A 16,372-nucleotide genomic window follows, 5' to 3' on the forward strand; every position below is an offset into this window, starting at 1 on the left:
CGGTTCGTGCCGCAGTCTGAGAGACTCGCTCCCCGTGCGAGGAATCATCTTGGCGGGGGGTACGGGATCGCGGTTGCACCCGATCACGCAGGGGATCAGCAAGCAGTTGGTGCCGGTCTACGACAAACCGATGATCTACTACCCGCTGACGACGCTGATGCTCGCCGGAATCCGCGACATCCTGATCATCACCACCCCGCAGGACGCCGACCAGTTCGCGCGCCTCCTCGGCGACGGCTCCCAGTTCGGCATCTCCCTGACCTATACCGTGCAGCACGAACCGAACGGCCTCGCCCAGGCGTTCGTCCTCGGCGCCGACCACATCGGCACCGACGCCGCTGCCCTGGTGCTCGGCGACAACATCTTCTACGGCCCCGGCCTGGGCTCGCAGCTCTCGCGCTTCGAGAACCTCGACGGTGGCGCGGTGTTCGCCTACGAGGTCGCCGACCCCTCCGCCTACGGCGTCATCGAGTTCGACGATCACGGCCGGGCGATCTCCCTCGAGGAGAAGCCCGCCGCCCCGAAGTCGACCTTCGCGGTGCCGGGGTTGTACTTCTACGACAACGACGTCGTCGACATCGCCCGCGGACTGACCCCGTCCCCGCGAGGGGAGTACGAGATCACCGACGTCAACCGCCACTACCTCGACGCGGGCCGCCTGCAGGTGGAGGTGCTGCCCCGCGGCACCGCCTGGCTCGACACCGGCACCTTCGAATCGCTGCTCGAGGCGTCGAACTACGTACGCACCATCGAACACCGGCAGGGCCTGAAGATCGGCGCCCCCGAGGAAGTCGCGTGGCGACGCGGCTTCCTCACCGACGACGACCTACGCACCCGCGCGGAAGGCCTGGTCAAATCCGGCTACGGCACCTACCTGCTGAACCTGCTCGAGCGAGGCCACCGATGAACATCCGAGAACTGCGGGTGCCGGGGGCGTTCGAGATCACCCCCCGCCAGTTCGGCGACGACCGCGGCGTGTTCTTCGAGTGGTACAAATCGTCCGCGTTCACCGAGGCCGTCGGGCACCCGGTGGACCTGGTGCAGGCCAACTGCTCGGTCTCCGCCGCCGGGGTGCTGCGCGGCATCCACACCACGATCGCCCCGCCCGGGCAGGCGAAGTACGTCACCGCCGTCACCGGCGCGTTCCTCGACGTCGTGGTCGACCTGCGCCCCGACTCCCCCGCCTACGGCACCTGGGACTCGGTGCTCATCGACGACGTCGACCGCCGCGCGGTGTACCTGCCCGCCGGCCTCGGGCACGCCATCCTCTCCCTCGAGGACCGTTCCACGGTGATGTACCTGTGCAGCCTCGAATACAGCCCCCACCTCGACCGCGACATCCACCCACTCGACCCCGACCTCGCCATCGACTGGCCCACCCACGGCCGCGACGGCACGACGCTGACCTACCAACTCTCCGACAAGGACGCCGCCGCTCCGCCGTTCTCGGAGTGGGCGTAGCCCTCGTGCGCCTTTCGCACATCCCTGGATGTGCACAAGGCGCACGGGCGCGTCAGGACACGCGGAAGATGACCGTCCGCTGCACGACGAAGTTGATGACGGTGGCCGTCCCCTGCGCGATGACGAAGGCCACTGCGCTGTAAACCACCGTCTCCGGCCAGAGATGGCCGAACAGCGTGTACAGCACGTTCTGCACGCCGAAGGTCGCGAGGTAGAGCAGGACGACGGCGACGAAGCGCTTCCGACTCGGCGCGGCGGCGAACGTCCACCGCCGGTTGATGAGGTACGCGACCGTGGTCCCGACGACGAACCCGACGGCCTTGGCCAGCGAAAGCTGCACGTCCAGGCCGTACTGCAGGGCGATGGTGATGGAGAAGTCGACGATCGCCGACAGCACGCCGGTGACGAGGAAGCGCACGATCTGCGTGCGCAGATCCGGAGCGGCGTCGGCCGTGTTCTCCGTCAGCGGGAGTTCGACCGGGAGCGGTGCATGGGGCTGGTCCGACACGCGTGCGAGCGTAACCCCCGAGCCCCCGGGCGCCTTCGCGTCGCGGAGGACCGGCGCCGTGAGCCTGTAACCTCACTACCGATGTCCATCACCGATATGCCCCCTACCAGCGCGCGCACTCTCACCGGGTGGGCCCGCACGTCGCCCACCACGGCGCAGGTTCTCTCCACGCCGGACCCGGCCGTCGTCGCCGACGCGGTCCGCGTGGTGGCCGAGCAGAACGAGAGCAAGCCGTCGCACCTGCGTCGCGGTGTCATCGCGCGCGGGCTGGGTCGCAGCTACGGCGACAACGCGCAGAACGGCGGCGGCCTCGTCGTCGACATGAGCGCGATGAACCGCATCCACTCGATGAACGCGGAGACGCACATCGTCGACGTCGACGGCGGCGTGAACCTCGACCAGCTGATGCGCGCCGCGTTGCCGCTGGGCCTGTGGGTTCCGGTGCTGCCGGGCACGCGCCAGGTGACCATCGGTGGCGCGATCGGCTGCGACATCCACGGCAAGAACCACCACAGCGCGGGGAGCTTCGGCAATCACGTGCGGTCGATGGACCTGCTGCTCGCCGACGGCACCGTCCGGCACATCACGCCGGACGGCGAGGACTCGGCGCTGTTCTGGGCCACGGTGGGCGGCAACGGGCTGACGGGCATCATCCTGCGCGCCACCATCGAGATGACCCCGACGGAGACGGCGTACTTCATCGCCGACGGCGACGTCACGGCGAGTCTCGACGACACCATCGCGTTCCACAGCGACGGCAGCGAGAGCAACTACGACTACTCGAGCGCCTGGTTCGACGCGATCTCCGGTCCGCCGAAGCTGGGCCGCGCCGCCATCTCCCGCGGCTCGCTGGCACGGCTGGACCAGCTGCCGACCAAGCTGCAGAAGGACCCGCTGAAGTTCGACGCCCCCCAGCTGCTGACGTTCCCCGACGTCTTCCCCAACGGTCTGGCGAACAAGTGGACGTTCGGGCCCATCGGCGAGCTCTGGTACCGAAAGTCGGGCACCTACCGCGGCAAGGTCCAGAATCTGACGCAGTTCTATCACCCGCTCGACATGTTCGGTGAGTGGAACCGCGCGTACGGATCCGCCGGCTTCCTGCAGTACCAGTTCGTGGTGCCGCCGCAGGCCGTCGAGGAGTTCAAGCGCATCATCGTCGACATCCAGCGGTCGGGGCACTACTCGTTTCTCAACGTGTTCAAGCTGTTCGGCGAGGGCAATCAGGCCCCGCTGAGCTTCCCCATCGCGGGCTGGAACGTCTGCGTCGACTTCCCCATCAAGGCCGGTCTCGGCCGCTTCGTCGCCGACCTGGACAAGCGCGTCCTGGAGTTCGGCGGCCGTCTCTACACGGCCAAGGATTCGCGGACCTCGGCCGAGACGTTCCACGCGATGTACCCCCGCATCGACGAGTGGATCGGTGTTCGCCGCTCCGTCGACCCCACCGGCGTGTTCGCCTCCGATATGGCCAGAAGGTTGGAATTGCTGTGACGATCGATGCCGTAGGCGACCCGCAGACGATCCTGGTGCTGGGTGGCACCAGTGAGATCGGCCTCGCCATCACCGCGGAGTACCTGGCCACGGCGCCCGCGCGGGTGATCCTCGCGGCGCTGCCGAACGATCCGAAGCGCGACGCGTCGGTGGCGCAGATGCAGGCGGCCGGTGCGCGCGAGGTCGAGGTGATCGACTTCGACGCCCTCGAGACCGACGCCCATCCCGCCGTCATCGAGAAGGCCTGGGCCAAGGGCGATGTCGACGTCGCGATCGTCGCGTTCGCGGTCGACTTCGACCCCGAGGAGCTGTGGCAGGACCAGCGCAAGGCGGTCCTCACCGCGAACATCAACTACACGGCCTCGGTGTCGGTCGGCGTGCTGCTCGGCCAGAAGATGAAGGCGCAGGCCTCGGGACGCATCATCGTGATGTCCTCCGTCGCCGGTGAGCGGGTCCGCCGTTCGAACTTCGTCTACGGCTCCACCAAGGCCGGTCTGGACGGCTTCTACCTCGGACTGGGAGAAGCGTTGCGCGAGTACGGTCCTCGCGTCACGGTCATCCGCCCCGGCATGGTGCGCACCGAATTCAGCGCCCACGTCGACGAAGCTCCGCTGACCGTGGACAAGGAAGACGTCGCCAAGCTCGCCGTCGCGTCCGCCCGCAAGGGCAAGGACCTGGTGTGGGCACCGGGCCCCTTCCGCTTCGTGATGATGGGGCTGCGGCACGTGCCGCGTCCGATCTTCCGCAAACTCCCCATCTGACGGTGCGGGCGGCAGCGCCGGCGCGGACGGCTCTCACCGTCGCCGCCGAAGCACTGGCGGCCGTGGTGGTGGCCGCGCTGGTCGTGGCGATGGGCCTGACGGCCTTCTCCGTGGTGCAGTGGCCGGCGTTCAACTCCTCCAACGTCACTCGGGCCGTCACCACCGTGGGCCAGGTGATCGCGATGGGGGTCCTCGCCGTCGCGGTCGTGCTGGCGCGCCGTGACGCCCGGCCGCTGCTGTGGAAGCCGCTGTCCTGGATCGGGCTGTCCGGCTTCGTCACCGTCACCCTGGGTATGCCGCTGGCAGCGACGAAGCTCTACCTGTTCGGTGTCTCGGTCGACCAGGAGTTTCGCACCGAGTACCTGACGCGCCTGACGGATTCGCCGGCGCTGCAGGACATGACGTACGCGGACCTGCCGCCGTACTACCCCGCGGGCTGGTTCTGGGTGGGCGGACGGCTCGCGGACGCGCTCGGCCTCGCGGGCTGGGAGGCGTACAAGCCCTGGGCCATCGGCTCGCTCGCGATCGCGGCCGTGATCGGCCTCGTGCTCTGGTCCGCCCTGGTGCGGTGGGATCTCGCGATCCTCGCCGCGCTGGGCGTGACGGCCCTGATCCTGGCGTACGCCTCGCCCGAGGCGTACGGGGCGGTGATCGCCGTGCTGATCCCCCCGATGCTGGTGCTCGCCTGGGGCGGCCTGCATCGTCCCGGCGCCACCCGCGGCGCCGGCTGGGGCGCCGTCGTCGCCACCGGACTGTTCCTGGGCATCTCCGCGACCGTCTACACGCTCTACCTCGGCTTCACGGCCTTCGCCGTCACGCTCATGGCCCTCACCTCGGCGGTTCTGCGCTACCGCGCGACGAGATCTGCACGCGCCGTGTTGGATCCGGCCCTTCGCCTCGTCGCGATCGCGGCGCTGTCCGGACTCCTCGCCCTCACCGTCTGGGCGCCCTATCTGTCGGCAGCGCTGACCGGCCGCACCGCCGAGTCCGGCACGGCCCTGCACTACCTCCCCGCCACCGGCGCCGAACTGCCGCTGCCGATGACGCAGTTCACCCTGCTCGGCGCCCTGTGTCTCGTCGGCTCCGTGTGGATCCTGGTCCGGCTGAAGGATTCCCGACGCGCACAGGCCCTCGGAATCGGTGTGGTGTCGGTCTACCTGTGGTCCCTGCTGTCGATGCTCGCGACCGTCGCCGGCACCACCCTGCTGGGATTCCGGCTCGAACCCGTCCTCCTCGCCCTGCTCGGCGCGGCCGGGGTGTTCGGCGTGGTCGACGGTGCCCGCGTGCTCTACCTCGTCACCTCCGAATCGACGCGGGTCCGGACGGCGTCGGTGGCCGTCGCCGTGGTCGGGGCCGTCGCGTTCGCTCAGGACATTCCCCACGTGCTGCAGAACGAGATCACCGTCGCGTACACGGACACGGACGGAAACGGCGACCGCGCGGACCGTCGTCCGCCCGGCGTCGCGTCCTACTACGGCGAGGTGGACGCCGCACTGCAGGCGGCTCGCCCGGGGCCGCGGACCGACACCGTCGTCCTCACCTCGGACACGTCCTTCCTGGCCTTCCTGCCCTACTTCGGATTCCAGGGACTCACCAGCCATTACGCCAATCCCCTCGCCGAGTTCGCGGCGCGGGCGGACGCCATCGAGTCCTGGACCGAGCTCACCACCCCGGACGAGCTCGTCGCCGCGCTCGACGCCGCGCCGTGGCGCGCACCGGACGCGTTCCTGTTCCGGCGCGGCGCCGACGGCTACACGCTCCGCCTCGCCGAGGACGTCTACCCGAACGACCCGAACGTCCGCCGCTACACCGTCACGTTCCCCGAATCTCTCTTCGACGACCCGCGATTCGACGTCCAGGAGATCGGCCCGTTCGTGCTCGTGGTCCGCGCGTCGGGCGACGCCCCGTGACCGCCGTTGCGGTGGCCCCGTCCGCCGACGACGAGACGGTTGCGCCCCGACGCCGTCGTCCGGACGTCGTGGCCGCCGCGGTCTACCTGGCCCTCGCGTTCGTCGTCCTCGGCAACCAGTGGCGCCATCTCGGCACGGGGTACCTGCGGTACTCCGGTCAGGACCAGACCATGTGGGAGTGGTTCTTCGCCGTCACCGCGAAATCGGTGGCCTCGCTGCAGAATCCGCTGTTCTCGGATCTTCAGAACGCCCCGGCCGGGGTGAACATGATGGCGAACACCGCCATGTTGGGCCTGTCGGTTCCTCTGACTCCCGTGACGCTCGTCGTCGGACCCACGGTGACGTTCGCACTCGCCCTGACGCTCGGACTCGCCACCACCGCCTTCGGGTGGTACTTCCTGTTCTCCCGCAAGGTGATTCGCTCACCGCTGGCAGCCGGTCTCGGTGGCCTGATCGCGGGTTTCGCGCCGGGCATGATCAGCCACGCCTCGGCCCACCCCAACTTCACGGTGCTCGGTGTCCTCCCCGTCCTGCTGTTCTGCCTGATCCGGCTGGGGCAGGGCCGGAGCGTGCGTCGACACACCGTGGTCCTCGGTCTGCTGACGGCGTGGCAGGTGCTCCTCGGCGAGGAACCCCTGCTGATCTTCGCCATCGCGGTCGCGCTGATGCTGCTCGCCCACACCGTCGTCGCGCCACGCAGCACGCTCGCCGCGGTGCGCCGGGCCGCCGGCCCCGTCGTCGTCGCCGCCGTGCTCGCGGGCGTCCTGGTCGCCGGTCCGCTCTGGTGGCAGTTCCGGGGACCCCAGAGTTACAGCCACCTCGACCACCAGTTGCCGGGAAACTCGCTCTTGTCGTTCGTCGCGTTTCCTCCCCAGTCGCTGGGCGGGCTCGTCGTCCCGGTGCAGGATGTCGCTCTGAACCCGACGGAACAGAACGCCTACTTCGGCGTTCCCCTGCTGCTGCTCGTCGTGGCGTGCGTCGTCGTGCTGCGGCGTCTGCCGCTCGTCCGCGCCGCGGCCGCGACGATCCTGGTGCTCGCGGTCCTGTCCATCGGAACCGAACTCGCGATCACCGAGGACCCCGTCGCACGGTGGGCTCCGGGCGAGTGGCTCAACCGCACTCCCCTGCTCGAGTCGGTCCTCGAGACCCGATTCGTCCTCGCCGCCGTCCCCCTCGTGGCGATGCTCGTCGCCCTGGTGACCGATCGCGTCCTCGCCGACCGCTCGTCCGGCGGGCGTCGGCGCGTCGGCCTCTGGGCGGGCGCCGTCGCCGTCGCGCTCGTCCCGCTTGTTCCCGTTCCGTTGCCCACGGCCGAGCGCACCCCCGCCCCGACGGTCCTCGCCGACGGCACCTGGCGCGACCTGGTGGGTGTCGAGGACATCGACGGGGTAGCGAGCGGCACGGTCGTCACGGTGCCGATCCCGAGTCCCGGCAATGCCGATGCTCTCCGCTGGCAGGTCGACGCCGGCCTCGAGTATCGGATCGCCGGCGGCTACTTCGTCGGCCCCAGCGGAGAAGCCGACGGCGAAGCGAAATACGGTGCCGTCGACCGGCCCACCGCACTCCTGTTCGGCCGGGTCGCGCGGACCGGGGACGTCCCGGACATCTCGGACGTCGATCGCTCCCGCGCGCGCGAGGACCTCGCCTACTGGAACGCCGACGTCGTCGTCCTTCCCGACGACGCCCCGGACGCCGTCGCCCTGCGCCGCACCGTCGCGGCCCTCCTCGACGACCCCGGTGCACGGGCCGGCGACGCCGTCGTCTGGGACGTGCGCGGCGTGCGGGAATGACGGGACGCGAGGGGCCGTCGCCTAGCATCGGGGCCGTGTCGAACGCTGTTGCCGAGTCTCCCTCCACCGTCCACCCGGCAGCACGGTCGGTCCGCACGGCTCGTCTCGTGGCGGTGGTCACAGGCGTTCTCGGCACCCTGCTCGCACTCGTCACCCCGTTCCTGCCGGTCGAGCAGGACGCCGCGACCATCTCGTGGCCGAGCGGCGACTTCGAGTCGGTCTCCGCCCCGCTCGTGTCCTACCGGCCCCTCGCGCTGGACGCGACCATCCCCTGCTCGGCACTCGCCGACGCACCGGCCGACAGCACGGTGCTCGCCACCGCGGCACCGGGTGCGCCCGACGCGCGTCGGGTCGGCCTGGTGGTGTCGACCGACGCCGACCGCACCCTGTCGGTGGTGCTGCGGGACCAGTTGCTGCTCTCGGCCCCGGCCGACGCGCTCGCCGCGTGCGACGCCCTCACCGTCACCTCGACGCAGGACGGCACCACGGTCACGCTCGGCGACCGCATCGGCGAGATCGCCGGTGACCAGCGCCCGCAGACAGTGGGACTGTTCACCACACTGAGCGGTCCGGCGCCCGACGGCACCTCGGCCACGGTCGACGTCGACTCCCGCTTCTCGTCGTCGCCGTCCGCCCTCAAGCTCGTCGCGATGATCGTGGGCGCCCTCCTCACCGTCGCATCCCTGGTGGCGCTGCATCGACTGGACGGCTCCGACGGCCGTCGATCCCGCCGGTTCCTGCCCGCGCACTGGCTCCGCCTCACCGGTGTCGACGCCGTGGTGCTCGGCACTCTCGTCGTCTGGCACGTCATCGGTGCCAACACCTCGGACGACGGCTACCTGCTCAACATGGCCCGCGTCTCCGAGAACGCGGGATACATGGCCAACTACTACCGCTGGTTCGGTGTCCCCGAGGCGCCGTTCGGCATGCCGTACTACGACATGCTCGCGGCGCTGACCAAGGTCTCCACGGCCAGCCCGTGGATGCGCCTGCCCGCCTTGATCGCCGGCATCCTCTGCTGGCTGATCATCAGCCGCGAGGTCATCCCGCGGCTCGGCCGCGCGGTCCGCACCCGTCCGGTCGCGGTGTGGACGGCGGGCCTGGTGTTCCTCGCCTTCTGGCTGCCGTACGACAACGGCCTGCGTCCCGAGCCCGTCATCGCACTCGGTGCGCTCGTGACGTGGTGCTCGATGGAGCGGGCCATCGCGACGGGGCGGCTGCTGCCCGCCGCGGTCGCCGTCGTCGTCGCCGCGTTCTCGCTCGCCGCCGGCCCGACGGGCCTCATCGCCATCGCCGCCCTGCTCGCCGGATCGCGCCCGGTCCTGCAGATCGTCGTGCGACGACGCCACACGCTGGGTCTTCCGGCGATGATCGCGCCGATTCTCGCGGCCGGCACGGTGGTGCTGGTGGCGGTGTTCGCCGACCAGACGGTGGCCTCGGTGCTCGAGGCGACGCGCGTGCGGTCCGCCGTCGGCCCCAACGTCGCGTGGTTCGACGAGCGGTACCGCTGGGACGCACTCCTCAACATCTCGCCCGACGGGTCGCTCGCCCGCCGGTTCGCGGTGTTCGCCATGCTGCTGTGCCTGGTGACGTGCGTCGTCGTGATGCTGCGCCGCGGCGGTCGGATCCCCGGCACCTCGCTGGGCCCGTCGCGCCGCATCCTCGGCATCGTGGTCGGCGCACTCGCCCTCATGATGTTCACCCCCACCAAGTGGACCCACCACTTCGGCGTCTACGCCGGGCTCGCCGGATCCCTGGCCGCCCTCGGTGCAATCGCCGTCATCTCCGCCACCGAACGCTCACCGCGCAACCGCACGGTGTTCGGCGCGGCGGTGCTGTTCCTCACGGCGCTCGCCTTCACCGGCTCCAACGGCTGGTGGTACGTCTCGAGCTACGGCGTGCCGTGGTTCGACAAACCGCCGTCCATCGCCGGCAAGGGCTTCGCGACGGTCCTGCTGGGCCTGACGGTCCTGGCACTCGCCGTGGCCGCATGGCAGCACTTCCGTGCGCCGTTCCGGCCGCCGCAGCCCACCCGGCTGCGTCGATGGAGCGGAGCTCCGCTGACCGTCGTCGCGGCCGCCGTCGTCCTGTTCGAGATCCTCTCGCTGGTCAAGGGCGCCGTGTCGCAGTACCCGGCCTACTCCGTGGCGCGCTCGAACCTGAACGCCCTCACCGGCGAGACGTGTGGCCTCGCCCGCGACGTGTTGGTGGAGTCCGACCCGAACGCCTCGATGCTGCAGCCGCTGGACCCGACAACGGGCGTCGATCCGCTGGCCGGCACGTCGACCGTCGGCTTCACGCCCGACGGCGTCGCGAGCGACCTCTCGGCGGACCGGGAGACCTCGGGCACCACCGGCGGCGCGAACTCCGTCGACCCGTCCGACACCGACCAGACCAGCACCGCGAATACCGCCGGCACCGGCGGCGGCACCACCGCGGGCACGGGCGTGAACGGCTCGCGGGTGGCGCTGCCGTTCGGACTCGACCCCGCGACGACGCCGGTCCTCGGCAGCTTCGGGTCCGGCGACGCCGCCCCTGCGACTCTCGAGTCGAGCTGGTACGCGTTGCCGCAGACCGACGACTTCCTGGCGATCACGGCGGCCGGACGCATCCGGTCCGTGGACGCCGACGGCATCGTCACCCCCGGCGCGTCCCTCGAGGTGGAGTTCGGTGTGGCCCGGGGCGACGACGAGCAGGTGCTCGGCCGGGTCACCCCGATCGACATCGGCCCCGCACCGTCCTGGCGCACGCTGCGGGTCGCCCCGGCGGACATCCCCCGCGAGGCGAACGCGGTGCGGTTGGTGGCCACCGACGACGACCTCGCCGGGGATCAGTGGCTGGCCGTCACGCCTCCGCGGTTGCCGCAGACCGAGACGCTGAACACCGTCGTCGGGCCGACCGCGCCGGTCCTGCTGGACTGGTCCGTCGGGCTGGCCTTCCCGTGCCAGCGGCCGTTCGACCACCGCTTCGGGGTCGCGGAGCTGCCGGAATGGCGCATCCTGCCCGACCGCACCGGCGCCGAGTCGACCAACGCGTGGCAGGACTCCATCGGCGGTGGGCCGCTCGGTTGGACCCCGCTCGTCCTGCGGGCGGACACGGTGCCGACCTACCTCGCCGACGACCTGCGTCGGGACTGGGGGTCGCTGGAGCGGTACACGCCGATCGACCCGGATGCGTCACCGGCCGACGTGGACGTCACCACTGTGACGCGATCCGGTCTCTGGTCGCCCGGTTCCATCGGCTACCAGTAGGTAACCGGCGATTCGGGTGCGGCGTCACGGTCGCATAACATCGGTAGCCGTGCCTGACGCTCCTTCCGTGCCGCCCGCGCCGACACCCGACCGCGAAAGCAAGGCAGTCGTCTCGGGAACGGACCGCCGGAACGACGTCCGAGCGCAGTACCGCACGACCCGGCTGATCGCCGTCGTCGCCGGTCTGTTGGGCACGCTGTTCGCCGTTCTGACGCCGTTCCTGCCGGTCACGCAGGACGACGCGTCGATCGGCTGGCCCCAGAACGGCACGCTCGACAGCGTCGACGCGCCGCTGATGTCGCAGGTCCCGCAGTCGATGAGCGTGACGGTGCCGTGCACGGCGGTGGCCGCGCTCCCCGCCGGCGGCGGACTGCTGCTCTCGACGGCACCGGCCCGCGGCGAGGGCGCGGCGCTCAACGCGATGTTCGTCCGCGTCTCCGACACGTCGGTGGACGTGCTGGACCGCAACGTCGCGATCGCCTCGGCGCCGCGGTCGCAGGTCGAGTCGTCCGCCTGCACGGCCATCCGGTTCGACTCCGACATCACCGCCACCACCGCCGCGTTCGAGGGACTGACCGACGACGCCGGCGTGCCTCGCGTCGGTCGGCTCGACGGGGACTTCCGGCCCCAGGTGGTGGGCATCTACTCCGATCTGTCCGGACCGGCGTCGGCGTTCCCCGGCCTGTCGGTGGACATCGCGGTCGACTCGCGGTTCTCGTCGTCGCCGACGCTGCTCAAGCTGCTCGTCATGGTGGGCGCAGTCGGCACCACCGCCCTCGCGCTCGGCGCGTTGGCGCGGCTCGACGGCATCGACGGGCGGACGCACCGCCGCTTCTTCCCGGCCGGGTGGTGGAAGCCCTCCGGTATCGACGGCGTCGTGGTCGGTGCGTTGGTCGGCTGGCACTTCTTCGGCGCGAACACGTCCGACGACGGTTACCTCCTCACCATGGCCCGTGTCTCGGAGAACGCCGGGTACATGGCCAACTACTTCCGCTGGTTCGGCGTCCCCGAGGCGCCCTTCGGCTGGTACTACGACGTGCTGGCCGCGTTCGCGAAGGTCTCCACGGCGAGCCCGTGGATGCGTCTGCCCGCGTTGATCGCGGGCGTGCTCTGCTGGCTGGTCATCAGCCGCGAGGTGGTTCCGCGGCTCGGCCGCGCCGTCCGCACCAACTCGGTGGCGGTATGGACCGGCGGCCTGGTCTTCCTCGCGTTCTGGCTGCCGTACGACAACGGTCTGCGTCCCGAGCCCATCGTCGCGCTCGGCGCCCTGCTCACGTGGTGCTCGGTGGAGCGGGCCATCGCCACCGGACGCCTGCTGCCCGCCGCGGTCGCCGCGATCGTCGGGGCGTTCACGCTCGCGTCGGCGCCGACCGGATTGATGTGTGTCGCGGCCATTCTCGCCGGCATCCGACCGCTGACCCGCATCGTGGTCAAGCGGCACCGGGCCGTGGGGACGCTGCCCCTGCTCGCGCCCATCCTGAGCGCCGGTCTGCTGGTGCTCATCGTCGTCTTCGCGGACCAGACGTTCGCCGCCGTGCGGGAATCCACCCGCGTCCGGACGCTGATCGGACCGAACCTGCCGTGGTACAACGACTTCCTGCGGTACTACTACCTCTTCGTCCAGACGGTCGACGGCTCGCTCGCGCGCCGCTTCGCGTTCCTGGTGATGCTGCTGTGCCTGTTCACCACGCTGGTGGTGCTGTTGCGGCGCAAGCGGATTCCGGGTGTGCCGTCCGGACCGGCGTGGCGGTTGATCGCCGTCGTGTTCGGCACGATCTTCTTCATGATGTTCAACCCCACCAAGTGGACCCACCACTTCGGGGTGTACGCCGGCATCGCCGGTTCGCTGGCCGCGTTGACCGCCGTCGCGGTGTCCGCGAGCGCCTTGCGGTCCCGACGTAATCGCACCGTCTTCGTCGTCGGGCTCGTCTTCGTTCTCGCCCTGTCCTTCTCGGGCATCAACGGCTACTGGTACGTCTCGAGCTACGGCGTTCCGTGGTTCGACAAGGTGGTCTCCGTCAGCGGCATCCAGTCCAACACCGTGCTGCTCGGACTGTTCTTCGTCGCCGTCGCGCTGGCCGGGTGGCACTACCTCCGCGAAGGCTTCGCCGCGCCGCAGCCGAAACCCGGCACGGTCCGCGGGCGCCGGATCCGGAAGTTCGCCGCGGCGCCGCTCACCGTGGTCGCCGGGCTCATGGTGCTGTTCGCGCTGGCGTCCCTGCTCAAGGGCGCGGTGTCGCAGTACCCTGCGTACTCGCTGGGCCGCTCGAACGTCCAGGCTCTCGCCGGTAATTCCTGCGGCCTCGCCCGCGACGTCCTGGTCGAGTCCGATCCCAATCAGGGCATCCTGCAGCCGCTTCCGGGTCCCGTCGATCCCGAGCTGGGCCCCCTGGGCGGCGAGAACCCCGTCGGCTTCAGCGCCAACGGCGTGCCCACCGACCTCAGTGCGGACGCGGTGGAGGTCAAGCCCGGCCAGGGCAACACCGACTCCCAGTCCGTCGGTGCCTCCTTCGAGGAGGGCCAGTCGTCGGGTACCGCCGGCGGTGTCGGCGCGGTCGGCGTGAACGGCTCCACCGCCGCACTGCCGTTCGGCCTGAATCCCGCCACCACCCCGGTGCTGGGTTCGTACCAGCCCGGTGTGCAGACGCCGGCCCGCGCCTCGTCCAGCTGGTACGGCCTGCCCGCGGCATCCGACGACGCACCCCTGATCGTCGTCTCGGCCGCCGGCCGCATCTGGTCCGAGGACCCGGTCGCGGGCACCACCACCTACGGGCAGTCCCTGCGCCTCGAGTACGGCCGCACCCAGCCCGACGGCACCGTCGCCGTGCAGGGCGACTACCTGCCCAAGGACATCGGCCCCGCACCGTCGTGGCGCAACCTGCGCATCCCCCGCGCGGACCTGCCCGCCGACACCGACGCCGTCCGCATCGTCGCCAACGATCCCAACCTCACCGGGGACCAGTGGCTGGCCTTCACCCCTCCGCGGGTGCCCGTGGTGACCACGCTGCAGGACGAGATCGGCTCCGAGCAGCCCGTGCTGCTCGACTGGGCCGTGGGTCTGCAGTTCCCGTGCCAGCGGCCCTTCGACCACCGCGTCGGCGTCGCAGAGGTGCCCGGCTACCGGATCCTGCCGGACCGCGGGCTGGCCGTGTCCTCCACCGACACGTGGCAGGCGGGCGAGAACGGCGGCCCGCTCGGGTTCACGGAAATGCTCGCTGCTCCCGTCGCGATCCCGACGTACCTGAACCACGACTGGGGACGGGACTGGGGCTCGCTGGAGCGCTACGACCGGTTCGAGCCCTCGGCGACCGCCGCGGACGTCGAGGTCACCGAGCGCACCCGCTCGGGACTGTGGTCGCCGGGGACGCTGCGGGTCTACTGATCCGGGTGTCCTGAGTCGAGGGGCCGGACCGGCGGCAGGGTCGGCGTCGCTCCCTCGAGGAGGACTCGGCGCGCCTCGGACACGGTGTGTTCGCGCCACAAGGCTTGGACGGGCGCCTGCGGCGCGCCCGCGATGGCGACGATGCGTACGCGACCGCCGACCGCCGACCCGGGCTGCTGGGTGACGAAGGCGAAGCTGTCGGTGCCGACCACTGCGGTTGCCGGTGTCGTCCCCTGAACGGTGTTGACGCGGATGCGCGGGTCCGTCCCTGCTCGTCGACACACCGACAGCAGGTAGTCGGTGTAGAAGGACGCGCCGGGCGGCGCCCAGACCGTCAAGGGGTACTCGGATAGTTCCCGGATCGTGACGACCGCGCGATCGGCGAGCGGATGCTCGGCCGCCAGCGCAGCGTGAAGCACGTCGTACGAGATGACCGCGCCGGCCAGCCGCGTCGGGGGTACGACGCCGCGTCGCAGCCCGAGATCAAAGCGGCCGCTCGCCACACCGTCGGTCATGTCCGCCGGGTAGGCCTGATGAACCTCGATAGGTAGGTCGGGACATCCCGCGCGCACGGCGTCCATGGCCAGAAAGACCTCGTCCGCCGTGATGGCCGGGGTGTGGGCGACCACGAACGGTCGATGGGGCTCGCGGGCGGTCGCGACCGTGGAGCGCGCCAGATCCTGTGCGGCCGCCAGGACCGCCGCGGACCCGTCCCGCAGTGTGCGACCGGCGGGAGTGAGTGCGACCCGTCGGCCGGACCTGGTGAACACCGACACCCCGAGTTCTCGTTCGAGGCGGCGGATCGAGCTGCTGACCGCCTGCTGAGTCAGGTGCAGGTCGGCAGCAGCAGCGGTCATGCTGCCGGATTCCGCGACTGCGACGAAGTGCGAGAGGCGAGCCAGGTTGACCGTCGGAGGACGCGAATCCATGGTCTCAGCCTGTCAGCGCACTCGGAACTTCACAACTGCTGGCTGTTGTTCGACGCCAGAGTTTTGCTTTTCAATTGTTCGTCACGTTCCTACGGTGGGAGTCGTTCCCAACAGCAACGACAAAGGACCTGGGCCATGACTCTGAACGGAAAGAACGTGATCGTCGCCGGCGGCGCGAAGAACCTGGGCGGGCTGATCAGTCGGACGTTCGCCGACAAAGGCGCCAACGTCGCCGTGCATTACAACAGCAGCGCCACCGCCGAGGCAGCCACGCAGACAGTCGACGATCTGCGCACCCTCGGCGTCACCGCGACAGCGATCCAGGGAGACCTCACCCGACCCGACACGGTCACCGACGTGTTCGACACGGCGGTTCGCGAACTCGGCGGACTCGACATCGCCGTGAACACGGCGGGCAAGGTCTTGCGCAAGCCGATACTCGACACCAGCGAGGCGGAATACGACTCGATGGCCGACATCAACGCCAAGGCGGCGTACTTCTTCATCAAGGAAGCAGCACGGACCGTGCGCGACGGTGGTCGGGTCATCACGATCGTCACCGCGCTCCTGGCGGCCTTCACCGACGGCTACTCCACCTACGCCGGCGGAAAGGCGCCCGTCGAACACTTCACCCGCGCCGCCGCGAAGGAACTCGCTCCCCGCGGAATCTCCGTCAACGCCATCGCACCGGGTCCGATGGACACACCGTTCTTCTACGGGCAGGAGACGGAGGAGCGGGTCGCCTTTCACAAGAGCCAGGCGATGGGCGGCCGCCTGACCACGATCGAGGACATCGCCCCCATCGTCGAGTTCCTCGCCGACCCCGGAGCCTGGATCACCGGACAGACGATCTTCGCCAACGGCGGGTACACCACTCGCTGACGACGCGACG

General features: G+C 70.3%; 11 protein-coding genes. 9 read left to right on the forward strand and 2 right to left on the reverse strand.

Annotated features, from left to right (window positions below):
- The first annotated feature begins 34 nt into the window (after nt 1–34).
- Nucleotides 35–907: a glucose-1-phosphate thymidylyltransferase RfbA gene (gene rfbA / locus A3Q40_RS17755; RefSeq protein WP_068104223.1), complete on the forward strand. Its 873-nt coding sequence runs from the start codon at nt 35–37 to the stop codon at nt 905–907.
- The gene (locus tag A3Q40_RS17760) at nt 904–1,461 is read left to right on the forward strand and encodes a dTDP-4-dehydrorhamnose 3,5-epimerase family protein (protein WP_068104225.1); all 558 of its coding nucleotides are present in this window, start codon (nt 904–906) and stop codon (nt 1,459–1,461) included. The genes rfbA and A3Q40_RS17760 overlap by 4 nt, the downstream gene beginning before the upstream one ends.
- A 52-nt stretch (nt 1,462–1,513) precedes the next feature.
- Here A3Q40_RS17760 and A3Q40_RS17765 read toward each other — a convergent pair whose 3' ends face one another.
- Complete coding sequence (locus tag A3Q40_RS17765) at nt 1,514–1,969, reverse strand: GtrA family protein (protein WP_082833994.1); 456 nt, start codon at nt 1,967–1,969, stop codon at nt 1,514–1,516.
- Nucleotides 1,970–2,050: 81 nt separating this feature from the next.
- On the opposite strand from A3Q40_RS17765, the gene A3Q40_RS17770 reads away from it, so the two are divergent.
- The 6 genes from A3Q40_RS17770 to A3Q40_RS17795 are packed head-to-tail and all read left to right on the forward strand — an operon-like array spanning nt 2,051 to nt 14,551.
- Nucleotides 2,051–3,457: an FAD-binding protein gene (locus A3Q40_RS17770; RefSeq protein WP_068104227.1), complete on the forward strand. Its 1,407-nt coding sequence runs from the start codon at nt 2,051–2,053 to the stop codon at nt 3,455–3,457.
- On the forward strand, nt 3,454–4,218 hold the full coding sequence (locus A3Q40_RS17775; RefSeq protein ID WP_068104228.1) for a decaprenylphospho-beta-D-erythro-pentofuranosid-2-ulose 2-reductase: 765 nt from the start codon (nt 3,454–3,456) through the stop codon (nt 4,216–4,218). Before A3Q40_RS17770 ends, A3Q40_RS17775 begins: the two co-directional genes overlap by 4 nt.
- Nucleotides 4,215–6,128, forward strand: coding sequence for a galactan 5-O-arabinofuranosyltransferase (locus tag A3Q40_RS17780; protein WP_068106575.1), 1,914 nt, complete (start codon nt 4,215–4,217; stop codon nt 6,126–6,128). The genes A3Q40_RS17775 and A3Q40_RS17780 overlap by 4 nt, the downstream gene beginning before the upstream one ends.
- Nucleotides 6,125–7,918: a hypothetical protein gene (locus tag A3Q40_RS17785; RefSeq protein ID WP_069972985.1), complete on the forward strand. Its 1,794-nt coding sequence runs from the start codon at nt 6,125–6,127 to the stop codon at nt 7,916–7,918. The genes A3Q40_RS17780 and A3Q40_RS17785 overlap by 4 nt, the downstream gene beginning before the upstream one ends.
- Nucleotides 7,915–11,169 carry an arabinosyltransferase domain-containing protein gene (locus A3Q40_RS17790; protein ID WP_082833995.1) on the forward strand — a complete coding sequence of 1,085 codons (3,255 nt, stop codon included), beginning with the start codon at nt 7,915–7,917 and terminating at the stop codon, nt 11,167–11,169. The genes A3Q40_RS17785 and A3Q40_RS17790 overlap by 4 nt, the downstream gene beginning before the upstream one ends.
- A 49-nt stretch (nt 11,170–11,218) precedes the next feature.
- On the forward strand, nt 11,219–14,551 hold the full coding sequence (locus A3Q40_RS17795) for an arabinosyltransferase domain-containing protein (RefSeq protein WP_082833996.1): 3,333 nt from the start codon (nt 11,219–11,221) through the stop codon (nt 14,549–14,551).
- On the opposite strand, the gene A3Q40_RS17800 is transcribed toward A3Q40_RS17795, so the two are convergent.
- On the reverse strand, nt 14,545–15,480 hold the full coding sequence (locus A3Q40_RS17800; protein WP_069972986.1) for a LysR family transcriptional regulator: 936 nt from the start codon (nt 15,478–15,480) through the stop codon (nt 14,545–14,547). The two genes, A3Q40_RS17795 and A3Q40_RS17800, sit on opposite strands and share 7 nt — an antisense overlap.
- A gap of 135 nt (nt 15,481–15,615) precedes the next feature.
- On the opposite strand from A3Q40_RS17800, the gene A3Q40_RS17805 reads away from it, so the two are divergent.
- On the forward strand, nt 15,616–16,362 hold the full coding sequence (locus A3Q40_RS17805; protein WP_068104234.1) for an SDR family oxidoreductase: 747 nt from the start codon (nt 15,616–15,618) through the stop codon (nt 16,360–16,362).
- The last annotated feature ends 10 nt before the right edge of the window (nt 16,363–16,372 follow it).

This window comes from Rhodococcus sp. PBTS 1 (assembly GCF_001620025.1).
In the GTDB taxonomy this organism is placed as follows: Bacteria; Actinomycetota; Actinomycetes; order Mycobacteriales; family Mycobacteriaceae; genus Rhodococcoides; species Rhodococcoides kroppenstedtii.